Here is a 16,672-nt window from a genome sequence, read left to right as displayed (position 1 = left end):
TCACCCTTCCTGTGCGATCGCGACCCGGCGCCCGGTTTCGGCGCTTTCGATCGCGCCGAAGACCATGGCCAGGCTTTTGATGTTGTCGGCGCCGCGCGTCTCCGGCTCGGTGCCGGTTTCGACGGCGCGCACAAAATCCTGGATGATGCCGAGATGGCCGCCGATGCGATCTCTCGGATCGAGCGGCGGCACGGCGAACGGCTCTGTGCGATCGAACAGGCCTTCACGGATAGGCCGCGCGACTTCCGCCCTCAGCCCATCATCCTCACCGTCCCAGACCAGGCTGCCGTGCTCGGCGACGATGCGCCATGTGCTCTCCCAACTGGTGCGGAACCCGCCGGCGCACCAGGAGCCGGAATAGGTGAACAGCTTGCCGCCGCCGAGCTCGAAGATTGCGGAGGCCGACGATCCCTGCCGGTACCAGGAATTGACCGGCTCCCATTCCTGGCAATAGACGCTGGCCGGCTCGCCACCGACCATGTAGCGGGCGGCGTCGAAAGTGTGGATCGCCATGTCGAGCAGCAGGACATGGCGCATCTCCTCGCGAAACCCGCCGAAATGCGGCGCGACGAAGAATTCGGCGTGGATGCTGGTTGGCGCACCGATGGCGCCGGAATCGAGAAAACGCCTGATGCGCCTGACGCTGGCGACATAGCGGCGGTTCTGGACGACGGCGTGCACGCGCTTGGCGCGTCGGGCAGCCTCGACGATGGCACGCGCGTTGTCCGGGCTGTCAGCCAGCGGCTTCTCCGTCAGGAGGTGGCAATGATGGGCAAACGCGGAGAGCGCAACCTCGCGCCGGGCCACCGGAACCACGACGTCGAACACTGCGTCGGGTTTGGTCTGGTCGAGGACAGCGTCAAGATTGGTTCCGACGATGACGCCGGCAAGGTCATATTCGCGCGCCCTTACCTTCGCCCTGTCGGCGTCGAGGTCGACAAGGCCGACAATAGCCAACCCGTCGATCTGCCTCGCCGCATCGAGCCAGTGCTTGCTCATCGCTCCGCAGCCGACCAGGACGACATTCATCATCCAGCGCTCCTCCTCCGCTCGGCCCCTCCAGACCGATCGTCACGGCATTCACGGCGTGACCGTAAACGTTTTTCCGTAAACGTTTACGAGAACACACCCGAAGGCGTAGAATGTCAATTGGCCGCTCGCGAAAATCACCTTGATCACCTTGGCCTGAAGAGCGGCCGGTGATAGCCAAGAAAGGGGAGAACTGTCCTTTGGCGTCCAGCATTCACGACCTTGCGCGTCACCTGAACATTTCGATCGGCACCGTGTCGCGCGCGCTCAACGGGCGCGCCGACGTCAATGCCGACACGCGCCAGCGCGTTCTCGATGCCGCGGCAAAGCTGAACTATTCGCCGAACCAGTCCGGCCGCAGCCTGCGGCGCGGCGCCACCCACTCGATCGCCTTCATGCTGCAGCCGCACCCGGGCGACGAGCAATATGGCGAGCCGTTCTTCATTCCGTTCCTGACCGGGCTGCAGGCGAAACTCGCCGAAAGCGGGCTCGACCTGATCGTGGTGATGGGCGCGCCGGGCGACTACCAGCAGGAGCGCCTGCGCCGGGTGGTCGAGACGCGCCGGGCCGATGCGGTGGTGCTGGCCTGGACGCGTCGCGAGGACGAGCGCATCGATTACCTGACCAGGGTCGGATTCCCGTTCGCGACGCTCGGCCGCAGCCGCTCTGGCGGCAACTCCTATCCGTCGCTCGACCTCGATTTCGAAAAAGCCGGGGCCGACGCGGTCGACCGCCTGGTGGCGCGCGGCCATCGCCGCATCGCCGCCATCCGCCCGTCTCTTAACCTCAATTTCGGCTATCTGTTCCTGGCCGGCTATCGCAAGGCCTTACGGCGGCACGATATCGAGGTCGACCCCGGGCTGATCGCGGACGGCTTCATCAACGAGGCCGGCGGATACGAAGTGACGCCTGAGGTGATGCGCTCCAAGGACCCGCCGACCGCGATCATCTTCAATAATGACGCGATGGCACTCGGCGGCTGCAAGGCGCTGGCCGAGATGGGCATCAAGCCCGGTCACGACATTGCGGTGATCGTCATCGTCGACACGCCGCTGTGCCGCTATTTTTCACCGGCGCTGACCGGCTTCCGCCCTCCCCTGGAGCCGATGGGACGGCGGCTGGCCGAAATGTTGCTGGCGTCGATCCCGGCCTTTGCCGGCACCGAAGGCGCGCGGATCATCCGTGAGGTCTGGCCGCTGGAGCTGATCGCACGCGACAGCGATTGATGATGGCCGCACTCACCTTCCCCTCTTGTTGTTGATCGGCCGCTCTTCTTGTTATCGGCGAGGAAGCGTTATGGTGGAGCTTTCCGGTCGGCTCGATCACCTCGCTCGCGCTGGCAGCCGCCTATCACCGCTTCGGCCGCTGGCCCACCCTGCACATGATCGAAGACAGACCGGCCACCGGCGAGACGCCGAACGGCTGAACGACAGCGCCCAGGCCTTCCCTCCAGCCACTTCGATCGCCTAGGATGAGCCAGGCGCAGTGGAGGAAATCCATGGGCAAGGGACGAGTCGAGGCATTTACCGATGGCGTCATCGCCATCATCATCACCATCATGGTGCTCGAGTTGAAGGTGCCGCATGGCGCGGAGTTTTCCGTGCTGGCACCTCTATGGCCCACGTTTTTCAGCTACGTGCTGTCCTTCATCTATGTCGGCATCTACTGGAACAATTTGCACCACATGTTCCACACCGTGCAGTGGGTGGATGGCCGCGTGCTGTGGGCGAATTTGCATCTGCTGTTCTGGCTGTCGCTGATGCCCGTCACCACCGCCTTCATGGGCGAAAACCATTTCGCGCCGGTGCCTGTCGCCGTTTACGGTGTTGTCCTGGCGCTTTGCGCGGCCGCCTACTTCATTCTAGTCGTCATGCTGCACCGGCTGCATGGCAACGACACTGCCTTCGCCAGAGCGGTAGGCACCGACCGCAAGGAAAAGATCTCGTTGGTCCTTTATATCGCCGCCATTCCGCTGACCTTCGTCAATCAATGGATCGGCGTCGCGCTCTATGTGCTGGTTGCCATGATCTGGTTCGTACCGGACAGGCGGTTCGAACGGCTGGTCGAAAAATAGGTCTGCCTAGCCCCGCATTGCTTTCAGCTTCTCCGCCACGGAGGCCGCAAGATCGGCATAGCGCTCCTCGAGCCGCTCGGCCGCCTTGATCACCGAAAAATCATGGCCAAATTTCTCCAGCGCCATGCGCAGCTTCTCGACGAATTCCGCTTGCTTTTCGAGCGCCGAAAACAGCGTCTTCACTTGCGCTTCGCTGATGTCAGGATTGGCAAGCATTTGCGGCACCTCGCGGCTCATCTGGTCGCCGGTGGCGGTCTGTTCTTTCAGGATCTCGATCCAGTCGGTCAATCGGTAATCTCCTTCTTACGTGGACAGCATGCGCAGCGCCTGCCGATGTGGTCAACCCAAGGATGCCAAAGCGGGCTTGCGCGAGCCCCTCGCCGCGCTAAGTTCGGCGCAACTTGAAACGAGGACGCTATAGCCATGACCACCGATGCCGAAATCCAGAGCGCTTTGCCTGCCCTTGCCTCCGGCAACGCGGCCGTCATCACCGGCGGCGCCAGCGGCATCGGCCTTGCCGCGGCCAAGCGGCTGGCGGCGATGGGCCTGAAAATCGTGCTGGCCGATATTGGCGGCGCGCGGCTCGATGAGGCTGCCGGCGCCGTTGCAACGATTGCCGGCGACAGCGCGGTACTCGCGGTCGCCACCGACGTCTCGAAAGCCGACGAGCTCGACCGGCTGGCCGAAAAGGCGTTCGATGCCTTCGGCGGCGTATCGCTGTTGATGAACAATGCCGGCGTCGGCAACAATCCCGGCAAACCCTGGGAGAACCGCGACGCCTGGAAGCGACTGCTGGACATCAATTTCTGGGGCGTCGTCCATGGCGTCGAGGCCTTCACACCCCGCATGCTGGCGACCGGAAGGCCGGGCCTGATCGTCAACACCGGCTCCAAGCAAGGCATCACCACGCCGCCCGGCAACCTTGCCTACAACGTCTCCAAATCAGGCGTGAAGACCTTCACCGAAGGCCTGGCACATGCGTTGCGCAACGAGCCGGGTGCCAACATCGCCGCGCATCTGCTCATCCCGGGGTTCACTTTTACCGGCCTGACCGAAGGTGCAACCGAAAAGCCCGCCGGCGCCTGGACAGGCGAGCAGGTGATCGACTTCATGCTGGCCTCGCTGGTGCGTGGCGACTTCTACATCCTGTGCCCCGACAACGAGGCGACACGGCCTATGGACGAAAAGCGCATGGCCTGGGCGATCGGCGACATCATCGAGAACCGCCCTGCTCTGTCGCGCTGGCATCCGGATTACAAGGAGCCTTTCGCGGCGTTCATGGAAAGCTGACGCTCACGCCGCATGTGTGTTCGAGCCGCGCTTTTGCGCAGCGGCTTTCTTGACCGCCGCATCGGCGATCTTCTGGTCATGCCGTTTCGCCGCTTGTTCACATTTTTTGCGGATCTCCTCGACCTCGGATTCGGTCAGGTGCTCGATGCCGATAAAAGTATTGTGGGCTTTGCCGACCCGGATCAACTCGTCGAGTTTCGTCTGAATCGCCGTGCCATCGCGGTTCTGGGTGTTCTGGATGAGGAACACCATCAGGAAGGTGACGATCGTCGTGCCGGTATTGATGACGAGTTGCCACGTATCCGAAAAGCCGAACAACGGCCCGCTTATCGCCCAGGCAACGATGATCAGAAAACAGACGGCGAATGTCGTCGGCAAACCGGCAAGATGGGCAACGTAGGTGGCGATCTTGGTGAAAAGCTTCTCGATCATGGCAAGAGAAACAACCGGCAACCGCTCCGGGTTCCCTTGCAAGGAGGGATTTCACGGACATAGCCGTGCACGCGCCTGCCAAATCAGGATATTTCGTTTTCCCAGCGGTCGAGGAAGGCCTCGATCGGCATTGCCTGCATGTCGGGGACTGCCTTGGCCAGTTTCTCGGGCGGCCAGTCCCACCAGGCTAGGCTTTCGATCCGCGCGGCGATGTCCGCCGCGAAGCGTTGGCGCAATTGCCTGGCCGGAACGCCGGCGACAATCGCATAAGCAGCTACGTCGCGCGTCACCACAGCGTTGGCGCCGACGATCGCGCCATTGCCAATGGTCACATCAGGCATGATCACCGCGCCATGGCCGATCCAGACGTCGTGGCCGATACTGACGGCCTTTGCCCGCCGTCGTTCCCGAAATCCGGCGTCGACGCCCAGCCAGCGAAAATACTCGTTCGGGCGGTAGCTGAGCTTGTGCTGGGTCAGCCGCTCAATCGGATGCTCCAGCGCGTTGATGCGGCTGTTGGCGGCGATCGAACAGAACTTGCCGATGGTCGTGTAGATCGCCTCGGCGTGGCGCTCGAAATAAGAGAAATCACCCACTATGACTTCACGCAAGATGACCCGCTCGCCGATCGAGGCGTAGCGTCCAAGCTTGCACGCCTTCAATTCCGCGGTCGGGTGGATGCGCGGCTCGGGGTCTTTCAGGACAAGGTTTTCGGGACGGTCCATGCCGGCGGCTTTACGCCCGAGCGATTGGTCCCGCAAGCGGGACCAATCGTCCGTCACCTGTTACCAGAGCCTATTTCGGCTTGCCGTTGGTCCACACCACGTTCTGGCCGTAAAGCGGCACGGTGGTGACCGACATTTTCGCCGAACCGTCCTGCACCTGGCGCGAGTGCGACAGATAGATCAGGGTCTCATTGGTCTTGTCGTAGATGCGGTTCACCACCTGCTTCTTCCAGATCAGGCTGATGCCCTGCTTGAATACCTCCTCGCCGGCCTCGCTCATGTCGATGTCGCTGATGGTGATCGGCCCGGTCTGGCGGCACGAGATCGAGGAATCGGACGGGTCCTCGAACCAGTTGCCCTTTTGCAGGCGATCGATCACGCCGCGGTCGAAATAGGAGACGTGGCAGGTCACGCCTTCGACCTTCGGGTCCTTGATCGCCTCGACGATGATGTCGTTGCCGAGCCAGTCGACGCCGACCTTGCCGACCTCCTGGGAGACAGCCGCACCAGCACCGATGACAAGGCATGCGGCCAAAGCGCCGCCGATCAGTTTTCGCAAGGAAGCCTCCTGCGGTTCGAGTTTTGCCGACCTCAGGTGGGACGGGCGGCGGCGCTTTGCAAGCGGATCATTTTTTGACAGGAATGCCGGTTGCGGCAACGCGACATCTTTGCGCGCGCGAGATCTAACCGTTAAGAGTGTTCGCCCAACAAGCTCCAGGGCGCCGATACGGCGCCAATGAAAATCGCAATGGACACCAATTGATGATGCGTTCAATTCTGGTCGGCATTCTCGTCCTGATGGCGGCGGGCATCGGCTGGCTCACCTTCGACTGGTACCGCGGGCATTATGGCGGCGAGCCGTTCGGCGCGCCGTTCACGCTGGTCGACCAGAAGGGCGCCCCGATCACCGAGGCTGAGTTTCGCGGCCACCCCAGCGTCGTCTTCTTCGGCTTCACCCATTGCCCGGAAGTCTGCCCGACCACGCTGTTCGAACTGGCCGGCTGGCTGAAGACGATGGGGGGCGATGGCAAGAACCTGCGCGCCTATTTCGTAACGGTCGACCCGGAGCGCGACACGCCCGACGTCTTGAAAGCCTATATCAGCAATTTCTCCGACCGCATCCTCGGTATCACCGGTGACCCGGACAAGGTCCACGCCATGGCCAAATCCTTCGGCATCTATTCGAAGAAGGTCGATACGGGCAACGGCGACTACACGATGGACCACACCGCTTCGGTGCTGCTGCTCAACGCCAGGGGCGATTTCGCCGGCACCATCGCCTACGGTGAAAGCCCGGACACCGCCATCGCCAAGCTCAAGCGGCTGGCGGCGGAAGGTTAGAGCATGATCCCGAACCGAAGGTCCGCGACAGCGAAAAGTGAGACCGGTTTTCGGAAAAGATCATGCTCAAACAAAAACATCGTTTGATGACCCAAACGCGGCTTTATTTCACCACTGGAAAGATCGAGGCCGACCGTATCTTCGCGGCGTTCGAAACGGCCTTCGAGGACGAGGGTCTGCCGATTGCCATCCTCGAAGTCGATGAGGATCGCGACATCCAGGAAGTGTCGCTCTATGCTGACGGCGATGTCGACGCCGTCGAGGCGCGCGTGGAAGAGATCCTTGCCGGGCTTGCCTTGTCGAGGCCGATTGCGCGCGAGCCCGTGCCAGATATCGACTGGGTGACGCGTTCGCTGGAGGGACTGAAGCCGGTACGCGCCGGCCGTTTCTTCGTCCACGGCGCGCATGACCGCAGGAAGCGCCACAGCGGCGAACTCGCCATCGAGATCGAGGCGGGCCTCGCCTTCGGCACCGGTCATCACGGCACCACCGCCGGCTGTCTTGAAATGCTGGAACAGGTCGTGCGGCGCGAGCGCCCGCGCAACGCGCTCGACCTCGGCACCGGCAGCGCGGTGCTGGCCATCGCGCTGGCCAAGCTCGCCCATATCCCGGTGCTGGCGACCGACATCGATCCGGTCGCCACAAAAGTCGCCGCCGCCAATGCGCGGCTCAATCACGTCAAGGCGCTCGTCGAAACGGTGACGGCGCCGGGCTTCCACCATCCGATCTTTGCCGCGCGCGGCCCCTTCGACCTCATCGTCGCCAACATACTGGCGCGGCCGCTGATGCGGCTGGCGCCCGAAATGGCCAGGCATATCGCTTTGGGCGGCTCGATCGTGCTGTCAGGCATCCTCGACCGGCAGCGCGACGCGGTGATCTCGGCCTATGTCGGCCAGCAGTTCCGCCATGTCAGGACGTTGCATCGCGAGGGCTGGGTGACAATCCACCTCAAGCGGTGACGCGCAGCGCCTTCAAACGCCAGCCATAAATTCGCTCAGACGTAGCGCGACCTTGCCGCCTTCTTCAGTTCTTCGCGATCGTAGCCGTTCGCTTTCAGCGTTTCGTCGTCAAAGCCAAGCAGAACGCCGCTCACATAGCGGCTCGCTTCGCGCTGGCGTGCTTCGATGAGAGCGTTCACAGCACTTCTGAAAAATCCGCGTCTGGCTGAAATCGTGGACATGATGGTCTCCTTTGCAGGGCAATAAGACTCTTTCCTCCACGTCAAAAAGGTAAGCTCTGCTGACCTGTTTGAAAATCGCTGATTCTGCATGGCGTCTATGCGCAAAAGCGATGCTGCTGGACCAAATCCCGCCGATTGTCAGGCGCCTGACGCTGTAGCACTTTGATCTTGCGCTGATTTTCTCCGAACCGAAGATCCGCCCAGCAAAAGTCGATTCCGATTTTCAGGGTCATGCGCTACGGTCGCGCTAGAGCATCGGACCCAAAAGTGGAAACCGGTTTTGGGAAAACCCGATGCTCAAACAAAAAGCTAGATGTGAGCGGCGGCACGGTTCGACTTGAAAGTCCGCCGCTCACATCCAGCACCCAAAGAGAGGCCATGATGTTCCAGACCTTTGATTCCGCCGGCGACCCCGCTGTCGCCAAGCCGCGTGTGGCGCTGCTGCGTCAATGGCTGGCGGCCAACGGCTTGGATGGCCTCATCGTGCCTCGTGCCGACGAGCATCAGGGCGAATATGTCGCCGACCGCTCGGCGCGGCTGAAATGGCTGACTGGCTTCAGCGGTTCGGCCGGCGTCGCCATCGTGGCCGGCGACCGCGCCGTCATGTTCGTCGACGGGCGCTACACGCTGCAGGTGCGCCAGGAGGTCGATCTCGACATCTTCTCGATCGAAAGCCTGGTCGACAATCCGCCCGCCACCTGGATCAAGGACAATCTCGGCAAGGGCGTGCGGCTTGGCTTCGATCCGTGGCTGCAGACGATCGGCGACGTGAAAGCGCTGAAAGCTTCGGCCGAAAAATCGGGGGCGGTTTTGGTGCCGCTCGAGAAGAATCCAATCGACGTCATCTGGAAGGACCAGCCCGAACCGCCGCTGGCGCCGGTCGAGCTCCATCCGATCGCCTTTGCCGGCGAACTGGCCAAGGATAAGCTGGCACGGCTGGCCGAGGCCATCGGCAAGGACGGCGCCACCCATGCCGTGCTGACCGACCCGTCCTCCATCGCCTGGGCCTTCGACATCCGCGGCGGCGACGTGCCGCACACGCCGCTGGCACTCGGCTTCGCCGTGCTCGCCGCCGATGGGTCGCATCTCCTTTTCATGGACCAACGCAAGTTTTCGCGCACCGTCGCGGCCTATCTGACGCAGCTCGCCGAATTGCACGAACCCAGTGAATTCGAAGCGGCGATCGCAGGATTGGCCAAGGGCGGCGCGAAGGTCGCGCTGGATCCGGTGCTGGCGGCGGAGAAGCTCAGGATGCTGGTCGAGGATAATGGCGGCACCGTCATCACTGCACCCGATCCTGCCCGCATTCCACGCGCGACGAAAAACCAGGCCGAGATCAACGGCGCCCGCGCCGCGCATCGCCGCGATGGCGCCGCGGTGGCCAAGCTGCTTTGCTGGCTCGACCGCCAGGAACCCGGCAAGCTCGACGAGATCGCGGTCGTCACCAAGCTCGAGGAGTGCCGCCGCAGCACCGGCGAGGAAACGCAAATGCCGCTGCGCGACGTGTCCTTCGACACCATCTCGGGCGCTGGCCCGAACGGCGCCATCATGCACTACCGCGTTTCCCACGCCACCAGCCGAAAGCTTCAGTCTGGCGAGTTGTTCCTGCTCGATTCAGGCGGACAGTATCAGGACGGCACCACCGACATCACCCGCACCGTGCCGATCGGCACACCGACCGAGGAAATGCGCGAACGCTTCACGCTGGTGCTGAAGGGCATGATCGGTATTTCCATGCTGCGCTTTCCCCCGGGCACGCGCGGCTCCGAGATCGATGCCGTGGCGCGCCTGGCTCTGTGGAAACATGGCTGCGATTTCGCCCATGGCACCGGCCACGGCGTCGGCTCCTATCTGGCCGTGCACGAGGGCCCGCAGCGCATCGCAAGGACCGGCACCGAAAAGCTACTGGCAGGCATGATCGTCTCCAACGAGCCGGGCTACTACAAGGAAGGCTCTTACGGCATCCGCATCGAGAACCTCATTCTGGTCACACCAGCCGAGCAGATAGAGGGCGGCGACATTGCCATGCACAGCTTCGAGACACTGACGCTGGCGCCGATCGACACCAGGCTGGTGCGATCCGACCTTTTGACGCGCGACGAGCTCCATTGGCTCGACACATACCACGAACGCGTGCTGGCCGAGCTCGGACCGATGCTCGAAGGCGAGACGCTGGCCTGGCTGGAAAAGGCAACCGCACCACTGCCGCACGACCAGAAATCCTGATTTTTGGCAAGGCCGGGAATGGCATGTAGCGTTATCGCTGCCAACCGGCTTTCTTCAACAGATGCGCCATCTCATCTGCCCAATGTGGATTGCGCAGCCTGAGCGGCGCCAAGGCATCGCCTGAAGGGTTTTCCATTTCCCGCATCAGCTCAACGCAAGATCCAGCCTCCGGCAAGCGGCCGAGCGAAACGTAGCAGCAGGCGAGAGTTTCGTGAGTGGGCCGCCATGCGGGAGCGATCTTGCGCGCCTTGATGGCTGCGGCAAGAGCCTCGTTTGCCTGTCCTGCAAACAAGTAGGCGAGCGCCAGAACATTGAACCAGACGAAGTTCTGAGGATCGTAAGGATTCAACATAAGGCCTTGTTCGAGCGGCGCTATCGCTTCGGATGCGCTGCCACGAAAAAACTGTCCCATCCCCAACACCAGATGACCAAGGGCGAAGCTTGGGCTGATTTCGATCGCCTTTTCCGCGGCAAGAACGGCCTGTTCCGGTGCATTGGCGTAAATGCTGCAGATGGCCAGCGCGTAGTGCGAATAGGGATTCTTCTCGTCGAGCCGAACCGCCTTCAAGGCTGCATCCAGGCCCTCCCGGATATCCTGTTCCGGTTTGTCGCTCCAGCCGTAAGCGACGATGCCGGCGCTCACCCGGCCGAGCCAGAGATGGGCCTCTGCGAGTTCAGGATCGAGCCTGCATGCCTCCCGGAACAGCTTGCGGGCACTCAAGTGAGTTTGACGGCCGACGTGGTGGAAATGCCAGGTACCTTGCCGCACCAGGTCCCAGGCCGTCGCATTTCCGCTGCTGCGTGCAGTGGCTGGAAGCGATTCCGTCTTGAGAAGTTCGGGCTCGATCGCGCCGGCCACCCGCTCGGCTATGGCATCCTGGACGGCGAATGCCTCCGTCATTTCCGTCTCGTATCGTTCGGCCCAGATCTGATTGGCCGAGGCCGCATCGACCAATTGCGTCGAGACCCGAATATGCTGGCCGGACCGGCGCACGCTGCCTTCCAGCACATAACGGACGCCAAGCTCGCGGGCCACCTGTTTGGAGTCGACTGGCTTGTCCTTGTAGACGAAGCTGGAATTGCGGCCGATCACCCGGAACCAGCGGAACCTCGTCAGCGCTGTGATGATGTCCTCCGTGATGCCGTCAGCCAGATAGGCCTGTTCCCCGTCGCCGCTGACATTGGCGAACGGCAAGACCGCGATGGACGGTCTTTCGGAGAGTCCCGCCGGCTGGCCGGAACTTGGCAGCGCGCCGTCTGCAGCGGCGTCCAGCACACGGACGCTGCCGGCGAAACGATATCCGGTGCGGGGAACCGTGGCGATCCACTCGCTGCCGTCTGGCTGTGGCCCGAGCAGCTTGCGCAGGGCTGCAATCTGCACAGAGAGATTGCTTTCTTCGACAACGGCATCGGGCCAAGCCGCTTCCATAAGCGCCGTCTTGCTCAGCACTTGAGCCGGTGCCTCCAGCAGGGCTTGAAGCAACGACAAGCCTTTGTGCCCGAGCGCAACCGGCCGGCCCTCGCGGACAAGCCCCCCGCGCAGCATGTCGAGCACGAACGGGCCGAACGCTAAGCATCGCGGCGCTGCGACATTCCGCTTACCGGCTTCGGAAGAATTCGGAACTTTTCGCCTCCCTTTTTAGGACTCCGGCCGGACGTGCGGTCATCTTGGCCGTTCTTCGTATAGACTAACACAAATGGAGGTCGAAATGACGATGTTGAAGCAACCGTCAGGAGCGGACAGTGTGGCGCCCAGCGACAGAAAAGCTGTAATCGTCGGGGCTGGCGAGGCTTATCGGGCCGAACAGGGGTCGGACTATCTGCCGGGAATAAGTGCTGAGACCGTCGGCGCGAAGGCGCTTTGGCTGGGCGTCGTCACGATGCCTCCGGGGAAGCGGACCAAGGCCCACGTCCACGCACGTCACGAAACAGCATTTTATATGCTGAGCGGAGACGAGCTGGAGATGTGGAGCGGGGACGAACTGCAATTTCGGGACGTCGTGCATCCCGGCGACTATCTCTATATTCCCGCCAACGTGCTCCACGTCGCCGTGAACCGGGCAAGCGCGCCGGCCATTTTTATTGGCGCCCGCAACGAACCGACCGCTCAGGAAAGCGTCGTCCTGTTCCCGGAGATGGACGGGAGGATACCGTAGAGGCGACCTTCCAGGAATGATTGGTGGGGCGCCCTTCAACCGAACATTCCGCCAATGGTGTGCCGCCAGACCGGAGCCTTGTCTATCACGCCAAGCACGGGTCGCCGACGGATTTCGCGTTGAAACTCGTTGAAGGCACATAGCGGGTGCAGGATGACGGTTGTGTCGGCAGAAGGTCTGGCGTGGTGGAACGAGAAGGCAGAGCGTGGGCGAGACCGACGAGCGGCTTCTGGCGCTGATCGCGCAAAACAATGCGGCTGCGGTGGAAGCCATGGTCGAGCGCAAGCTGCCGCGGCTGATCCGTCTCGCCACCCGAATGCTGGGCGACCGCGGCGAGGCGGAGGACGTCGCGCAGGAGACCTTCTTGCGCATCTGGCAGGCGGCTCCGGGCTGGCGCGCCGGCGAGGCGAAGTTCGACACGTGGCTGCATCGCGTCGCACTCAATCTCTGCTACGACCGGCTGCGCAGGCGGCGGGAGACGCCGGTGGCGGAGCTTCCCGATCGCCCCGACGAACGCCCGGGCGCGGAAGCGGATATGCTCGCGGCCGACGATCAGCACCAGGTGCGGCGCGCGCTGGCCGAGCTGCCGGAGCGCCAGCGCGAGGCGATCGTGCTGCAGTATTATCAGGAGCTTTCGAACAGCGATGCGGCAGAGGTCATGGGGATCAGCATCGCGGCATTGGAAAGCCTCTTGTCGCGGGCGCGGCGGCAGTTGCGCTCCAGGCTCGGACGAGACAGGGACGAAATGACATGACTCCAGAGAGGTTTTCCGAGCTCGTTGCCGCCTATGGCGGGTCGCCGCAGCGCTGGCCTGAAAACGAGCGGGCGGCGGCGCTGGACTTCATCGCCGCCAATCCGACTCAAGCCGAAGTCGCACTTGCACCGGCGGCGGAGCTCGACGATCTGCTGTCGCGCCATCGCGTCGCAGCTCCGGACGGCGCGGTCGCGCGAAGGATCATCGCCACGGCGCCGCCTGCGCTGTGGCGCCGCACACGGCTCATCTGGCGGTGTGCCGGATTGGCCGGCATCGGACTGGCGGGCGCGCTGGCCGGTGTGCTGACAGTCGCCGTGCTGTTGTCGCTCAACAGCGCCCCTGACGATGGCGGCGCCTATGCGCTGACCGCATTCGGCGACATGCAGGGGGACGTGCAATGAGCGAACGCAGCATCAGGATCCTGCTTGCCGTCTCGCTGGCGCTGAACATCTTCGTGCTCGGCGCCACTGCCGGCGCTGGCTATATGTGGCAGACGCGCGAGGGGCAGCGCGACGGGGTGGGCGACCAGCGCGGCCTGCGCTTCGCCGCGGCCGGCCTGTCGCCCGAGCAGCGCAAGGCGTTCCGCCAAGCGCTCGCCGAGGCGCGGCGCCAGTCGGCTGCCGACATCGAAGCGGCTCGGACCGGCCGCGAGCAGGTCGCGCGCCTGATCAAGGCCGAGCCGATCGACGCAGCGGCTGTCAGTGAGACGCTCGCCTCGGTCCGGCAAGCCGATATGGCGCTGCGCGGCCGGCTCGAACAGGCAATCGTGAGCTTCGCGACGACACTGACGCCAGCCGACAGGGCGCGGCTTGTCGACGGCCTGCGCGGCCGCAGCAACATGCTGCGCCGAGCGGACGAAAAATAGAGCTGGAAAGAGCGACGGATTCCGGTCACTGCCGCGTTGAAGCCTCTGAAGCAATGCTGACGGAGGCACGATTGGCACGTCCGAGCGAGGTCGCGGTTGCGCTCAACCGCTTCGGCCTGGGCGCCCGGCCCGAAGACGAGACACCGGCCGACCCGAAATCCTGGTTGATAGCGCAGTTCGAAGACTACGATGCAAACCCAGCCGTCTTTTTCGGCGCGCAGGACTCGGCCACACTCGGTGACGGCTACGTCGAGGCGATGCTCGAGGCCAAGGACGCCGAGGGGGCCGCAAAGATGGCCGCCCGCAAGGCGGCGCGCCAGGAGGCTCAAGCGCTCTATCGCGACGAGGTCGACATGCGGGCACGCGCGGCGCTCGAAACGTCGACGCCCTTCATCGAGCGGCTCGTGCATTTCTGGTCGAACCATTTCGCCATCTCGGCGGAGAAACCGCAGGTGACCCTGATCGCCGGCGCCTTCGAGCGCGAGGCGATCCGCCCGCATGTGCTCGGCCGCTTCGAAGATATGCTACTCGCCGCCGAGCGCCACCCGGCGATGCTGTTCTATCTCGACCAGGTGCGCTCGATCGGTCCCAACTCGAGATTTGCCAACCGCGCAGCAAAACGCAACGCCAAGCGCAAACCCGGCATCAACGAGAACCTGGCCCGCGAAATCATGGAACTGCACACACTCGGTGCACGCTCCGGCTACAGCCAGGCCGACGTGACCGAATTCGCGCTGGCGCTGACCGGTTTCAGCACCGGACGCGCCAGAGGGCGGGGCCAGGCCGGCACCTTCACCTTTCGACCCGGGCTGCACGAGCCAGGCCAACGCACGATCATGGGCAAGACCTACGACCAGGGCGGGGACAAACAGGCGCTCGCCGTGCTCGGCGACCTCGCGGCGGTCGAGGCGACCGCAACGCATATCGCCGCCAAGCTGGCGCGCCACTTCATCGCCGACGAGCCGCCGGCAGCGGTCGTGACACGGCTCGCCGAAGCCTTTCGCCGGTCGAACGGCGATCTCGTCGCCGTCTACCGCGCGCTCATCGACAGTCCAGAGGCCTGGCAACCGGCGGCGGCGAAGTTCAAGACGCCGTGGGAATGGACGATCTCGGCGCTGCGCGGCCTGGGCCGCAGCGACATCGGCAAGCCGCGCCTGGCGCAACTGCTCAACCAGCTCGGCCAACCGGTATGGCGGCCGCGTTCGCCGGCCGGCTATGACGACGTTGGCGGGAGCTGGGCGGCACCCGACGCACTGGTCCGCCGGGTCGAGGCGGCGCAGCGCCTCGCCGCACAGAGTGGCGACATCGATCCGCGAGATCTCGCGCAAAAACTCTTTGCCGGCTCACTCAGCGAGCTGACGATGGCCGAAGTCGACCGCGCCGAGAGCCGGCGCACCGGCATCGCGCTGCTGCTCGTGTCGCCCGATTTCCAGAGGAGATGACCAAGATGAAACGCCGTCAATTCCTCACTCTCGCCGGCGTCGGCCTCGGCTCGATGCTGATCGCGCCGCACATCGTCTTCGCCACTGTGGAAACCGACCGCCGCTTCGTTTTCATCATCCAGCGCGGCGCCGCGGACGGGCTGAACACGATCATTCCCTATGCCGACCCCGCCTACCGCACACTGCGCGGCTCATTGGCAATCGACAATCCGATAAAGCTCGACGGTACGTTTGGCCTGCATCCTTCGCTCACCCGGCTCCGCAAGCTGCATCAGGACAAGCAGGCACTGTTCGTCCAGGCGGTCGCTTCGCCCTATCGCGAGCGCTCGCATTTCGACGGTCAAAATGTGCTCGAAAGCGGCGGCACCTCGCCCTATGAGCGCCAGGACGGTTGGCTGAACCGGCTGGTCGGCATGCTGCCGAAGTCTCGCAGCGAAGCGATCGCTTTTGCACCGACCATCCCGCTAGCGCTGCGAGGCCAGGCGGACGTCACCTCCTATGCGCCAACCGCCCTGCCAGAAGCGCCGGACGACCTGATGATGCGCGTCGGCAAGCTCTATGACGCCGACGAACAGCTGCATACGCTGTGGAGCAGCGCGATTGAGACACGGGCGCTGGGCGCGGTGAACTCGCAGCGCAAGGACGCAGCGAGCGTCGGCCGCACCGCTGCGGGCTTCCTCTCCAAGGCCGACGGACCGCGCGTTGCCATGATCGAAACCAGCGGCTGGGACACGCATAGCGGCCAGCAAGGCAGGCTGGCCAACCAGCTCAGAGCGCTCGACGCGCTCATCGATGCGTTGCACGTTGGGCTCGGCGATATCTGGAAGGATACGACCGTGCTGGTCGCCACTGAGTTTGGCCGCACTGTCGCCGTCAACGGCACTGGCGGCACCGACCACGGTACGGCATCGGCCGCGATGATCGCTGGCGGAGCGGTGAATGGCGGGCGGGTGCTGGCCGACTGGCCGGGACTGTCTACCGGTGCGCTCTACCAAGGACGCGACCTCGCACCGACGCTCGACCTCGACGCGCTGATTGCGGTGACGGCCGCCGAAACGTTTGGTCTCGATCCGGAAGAGACGATGCGCACGCTCTTTGCAGGAGGTCGATTCGACCCCGCGATCTCCGACATCGTGCGCAAGTAGGACTGGCGTACTC

At 63.6% G+C, this 16,672-nt stretch carries 19 protein-coding genes; 12 read left to right on the top strand and 7 right to left on the bottom strand.

Annotation, left to right across the window (positions count from 1 at the left end; all coding sequences use genetic code 11):
• A complete protein-coding gene (locus tag AC0L14_RS14760; RefSeq protein WP_473749946.1) occupies positions 1–1,032 on the bottom strand; it encodes a Gfo/Idh/MocA family protein in 1,032 nt (343 codons plus the stop codon).
• 197 nt (positions 1,033–1,229) lie between these two features.
• On the opposite strand from AC0L14_RS14760, the gene AC0L14_RS14755 reads away from it, so the two are divergent.
• Together AC0L14_RS14755 and AC0L14_RS14750 are read left to right on the top strand one after the other, a co-directional pair.
• Positions 1,230–2,255 (top strand): LacI family DNA-binding transcriptional regulator, encoded by a 1,026-nt coding sequence (locus AC0L14_RS14755; protein ID WP_473636681.1) that lies wholly within the window; start codon positions 1,230–1,232, stop codon positions 2,253–2,255.
• Between the two features lie 272 nt (positions 2,256–2,527).
• A complete protein-coding gene (locus AC0L14_RS14750; protein ID WP_473749945.1) occupies positions 2,528–3,103 on the top strand; it encodes a TMEM175 family protein in 576 nt (191 codons plus the stop codon).
• Between the two features lie 6 nt (positions 3,104–3,109).
• Here AC0L14_RS14750 and AC0L14_RS14745 read toward each other — a convergent pair whose 3' ends face one another.
• Complete coding sequence (locus tag AC0L14_RS14745) at positions 3,110–3,391, bottom strand: hypothetical protein (RefSeq protein WP_029351415.1); 282 nt, start codon at positions 3,389–3,391, stop codon at positions 3,110–3,112.
• A gap of 135 nt (positions 3,392–3,526) precedes the next feature.
• Between AC0L14_RS14745 and AC0L14_RS14740 the strand changes: the two genes are divergently transcribed.
• Positions 3,527–4,393, top strand: a complete 867-nt coding sequence (locus tag AC0L14_RS14740) for an SDR family NAD(P)-dependent oxidoreductase (protein WP_473749944.1) — start codon at positions 3,527–3,529, stop codon at positions 4,391–4,393.
• Positions 4,394–4,396: 3 nt separating this feature from the next.
• Here the strand turns inward: AC0L14_RS14740 and AC0L14_RS14735 are convergent, their stop codons facing one another.
• From AC0L14_RS14735 to AC0L14_RS14725, 3 genes are all read right to left on the bottom strand, one after another.
• Positions 4,397–4,825: a low affinity iron permease family protein gene (locus AC0L14_RS14735; protein ID WP_473485267.1), complete on the bottom strand. Its 429-nt coding sequence runs from the start codon at positions 4,823–4,825 to the stop codon at positions 4,397–4,399.
• Between the two features lie 83 nt (positions 4,826–4,908).
• A complete protein-coding gene (locus tag AC0L14_RS14730; protein WP_473485266.1) occupies positions 4,909–5,550 on the bottom strand; it encodes a DapH/DapD/GlmU-related protein in 642 nt (213 codons plus the stop codon).
• 70 nt (positions 5,551–5,620) lie between these two features.
• A complete protein-coding gene (locus AC0L14_RS14725) occupies positions 5,621–6,109 on the bottom strand; it encodes a CreA family protein (protein WP_473485265.1) in 489 nt (162 codons plus the stop codon).
• A 203-nt stretch (positions 6,110–6,312) separates the two neighbouring features.
• Between AC0L14_RS14725 and AC0L14_RS14720 the strand changes: the two genes are divergently transcribed.
• The gene (locus AC0L14_RS14720) at positions 6,313–6,891 is read left to right on the top strand and encodes an SCO family protein (protein WP_473485264.1); all 579 of its coding nucleotides are present in this window, start codon (positions 6,313–6,315) and stop codon (positions 6,889–6,891) included.
• Positions 6,892–6,977: 86 nt separating this feature from the next.
• Positions 6,978–7,850, top strand: a complete 873-nt coding sequence (locus AC0L14_RS14715; RefSeq protein ID WP_473485390.1) for a 50S ribosomal protein L11 methyltransferase — start codon at positions 6,978–6,980, stop codon at positions 7,848–7,850.
• 35 nt (positions 7,851–7,885) lie between these two features.
• Here AC0L14_RS14715 and AC0L14_RS14710 read toward each other — a convergent pair whose 3' ends face one another.
• Positions 7,886–8,071, bottom strand: coding sequence for a hypothetical protein (locus tag AC0L14_RS14710; protein ID WP_029351430.1), 186 nt, complete (start codon positions 8,069–8,071; stop codon positions 7,886–7,888).
• 381 nt (positions 8,072–8,452) lie between these two features.
• On the opposite strand from AC0L14_RS14710, the gene AC0L14_RS14705 reads away from it, so the two are divergent.
• Positions 8,453–10,297: an aminopeptidase P family protein gene (locus AC0L14_RS14705; protein ID WP_473485389.1), complete on the top strand. Its 1,845-nt coding sequence runs from the start codon at positions 8,453–8,455 to the stop codon at positions 10,295–10,297.
• A gap of 31 nt (positions 10,298–10,328) precedes the next feature.
• Here the strand turns inward: AC0L14_RS14705 and AC0L14_RS14700 are convergent, their stop codons facing one another.
• The gene (locus AC0L14_RS14700) at positions 10,329–11,843 is read right to left on the bottom strand and encodes a winged helix-turn-helix domain-containing tetratricopeptide repeat protein (RefSeq protein WP_473526675.1); all 1,515 of its coding nucleotides are present in this window, start codon (positions 11,841–11,843) and stop codon (positions 10,329–10,331) included.
• A 163-nt stretch (positions 11,844–12,006) separates the two neighbouring features.
• Between AC0L14_RS14700 and AC0L14_RS14695 the strand changes: the two genes are divergently transcribed.
• From AC0L14_RS14695 to AC0L14_RS14670, 6 genes are all read left to right on the top strand, one after another.
• Positions 12,007–12,453 carry a cupin domain-containing protein gene (locus AC0L14_RS14695; RefSeq protein ID WP_473526593.1) on the top strand — a complete coding sequence of 149 codons (447 nt, stop codon included), beginning with the start codon at positions 12,007–12,009 and terminating at the stop codon, positions 12,451–12,453.
• Between the two features lie 205 nt (positions 12,454–12,658).
• Positions 12,659–13,207 carry an RNA polymerase sigma factor gene (locus tag AC0L14_RS14690; protein ID WP_473485262.1) on the top strand — a complete coding sequence of 183 codons (549 nt, stop codon included), beginning with the start codon at positions 12,659–12,661 and terminating at the stop codon, positions 13,205–13,207.
• Entirely contained in the window at positions 13,204–13,608 is a 405-nt protein-coding gene (locus AC0L14_RS14685; RefSeq protein ID WP_473749943.1) for a hypothetical protein, read from the top strand. Before AC0L14_RS14690 ends, AC0L14_RS14685 begins: the two co-directional genes overlap by 4 nt.
• Positions 13,605–14,072 carry a periplasmic heavy metal sensor gene (locus AC0L14_RS14680; RefSeq protein WP_473485260.1) on the top strand — a complete coding sequence of 156 codons (468 nt, stop codon included), beginning with the start codon at positions 13,605–13,607 and terminating at the stop codon, positions 14,070–14,072. Before AC0L14_RS14685 ends, AC0L14_RS14680 begins: the two co-directional genes overlap by 4 nt.
• A gap of 71 nt (positions 14,073–14,143) precedes the next feature.
• A complete protein-coding gene (locus AC0L14_RS14675; RefSeq protein ID WP_473749942.1) occupies positions 14,144–15,514 on the top strand; it encodes a DUF1800 domain-containing protein in 1,371 nt (456 codons plus the stop codon).
• Positions 15,515–15,519: 5 nt separating this feature from the next.
• Positions 15,520–16,659, top strand: coding sequence for a DUF1501 domain-containing protein (locus tag AC0L14_RS14670; RefSeq protein WP_473485258.1), 1,140 nt, complete (start codon positions 15,520–15,522; stop codon positions 16,657–16,659).
• Positions 16,660–16,672 lie beyond the last annotated feature (13 nt).

The organism is Mesorhizobium sp. WSM4841 (assembly GCF_055811515.1).
Note: the sequence above shows the minus strand (reverse complement) of the source record. Positions and strands in the feature narration are given on the sequence as shown.

What these genes read in the sequence shown, in the direction of transcription:
- AC0L14_RS14720 (WP_473485264.1), top strand. Translation starts at nt 6,313, where the DNA reads ATGATGCGTTCAATTCTGGTCGGCATTCTCGTCCTGATGGCGGCGGGC.
- AC0L14_RS14735 (WP_473485267.1), bottom strand. Translation starts at nt 4,825, where the DNA reads ATGATCGAGAAGCTTTTCACCAAGATCGCCACCTACGTTGCCCATCTT.
- AC0L14_RS14680 (WP_473485260.1), top strand. Translation starts at nt 13,605, where the DNA reads ATGAGCGAACGCAGCATCAGGATCCTGCTTGCCGTCTCGCTGGCGCTG.
- AC0L14_RS14710 (WP_029351430.1), bottom strand. Translation starts at nt 8,071, where the DNA reads ATGTCCACGATTTCAGCCAGACGCGGATTTTTCAGAAGTGCTGTGAAC.
- AC0L14_RS14750 (WP_473749945.1), top strand. Translation starts at nt 2,528, where the DNA reads ATGGGCAAGGGACGAGTCGAGGCATTTACCGATGGCGTCATCGCCATC.
- AC0L14_RS14685 (WP_473749943.1), top strand. Translation starts at nt 13,204, where the DNA reads ATGACTCCAGAGAGGTTTTCCGAGCTCGTTGCCGCCTATGGCGGGTCG.
- AC0L14_RS14695 (WP_473526593.1), top strand. Translation starts at nt 12,007, where the DNA reads ATGACGATGTTGAAGCAACCGTCAGGAGCGGACAGTGTGGCGCCCAGC.
- AC0L14_RS14705 (WP_473485389.1), top strand. Translation starts at nt 8,453, where the DNA reads ATGTTCCAGACCTTTGATTCCGCCGGCGACCCCGCTGTCGCCAAGCCG.
- AC0L14_RS14760 (WP_473749946.1), bottom strand. Translation starts at nt 1,032, where the DNA reads ATGATGAATGTCGTCCTGGTCGGCTGCGGAGCGATGAGCAAGCACTGG.
- AC0L14_RS14740 (WP_473749944.1), top strand. Translation starts at nt 3,527, where the DNA reads ATGACCACCGATGCCGAAATCCAGAGCGCTTTGCCTGCCCTTGCCTCC.
- AC0L14_RS14700 (WP_473526675.1), bottom strand. Translation starts at nt 11,843, where the DNA reads ATGCTGCGCGGGGGGCTTGTCCGCGAGGGCCGGCCGGTTGCGCTCGGG.
- AC0L14_RS14715 (WP_473485390.1), top strand. Translation starts at nt 6,978, where the DNA reads ATGACCCAAACGCGGCTTTATTTCACCACTGGAAAGATCGAGGCCGAC.
- AC0L14_RS14730 (WP_473485266.1), bottom strand. Translation starts at nt 5,550, where the DNA reads ATGGACCGTCCCGAAAACCTTGTCCTGAAAGACCCCGAGCCGCGCATC.
- AC0L14_RS14670 (WP_473485258.1), top strand. Translation starts at nt 15,520, where the DNA reads ATGAAACGCCGTCAATTCCTCACTCTCGCCGGCGTCGGCCTCGGCTCG.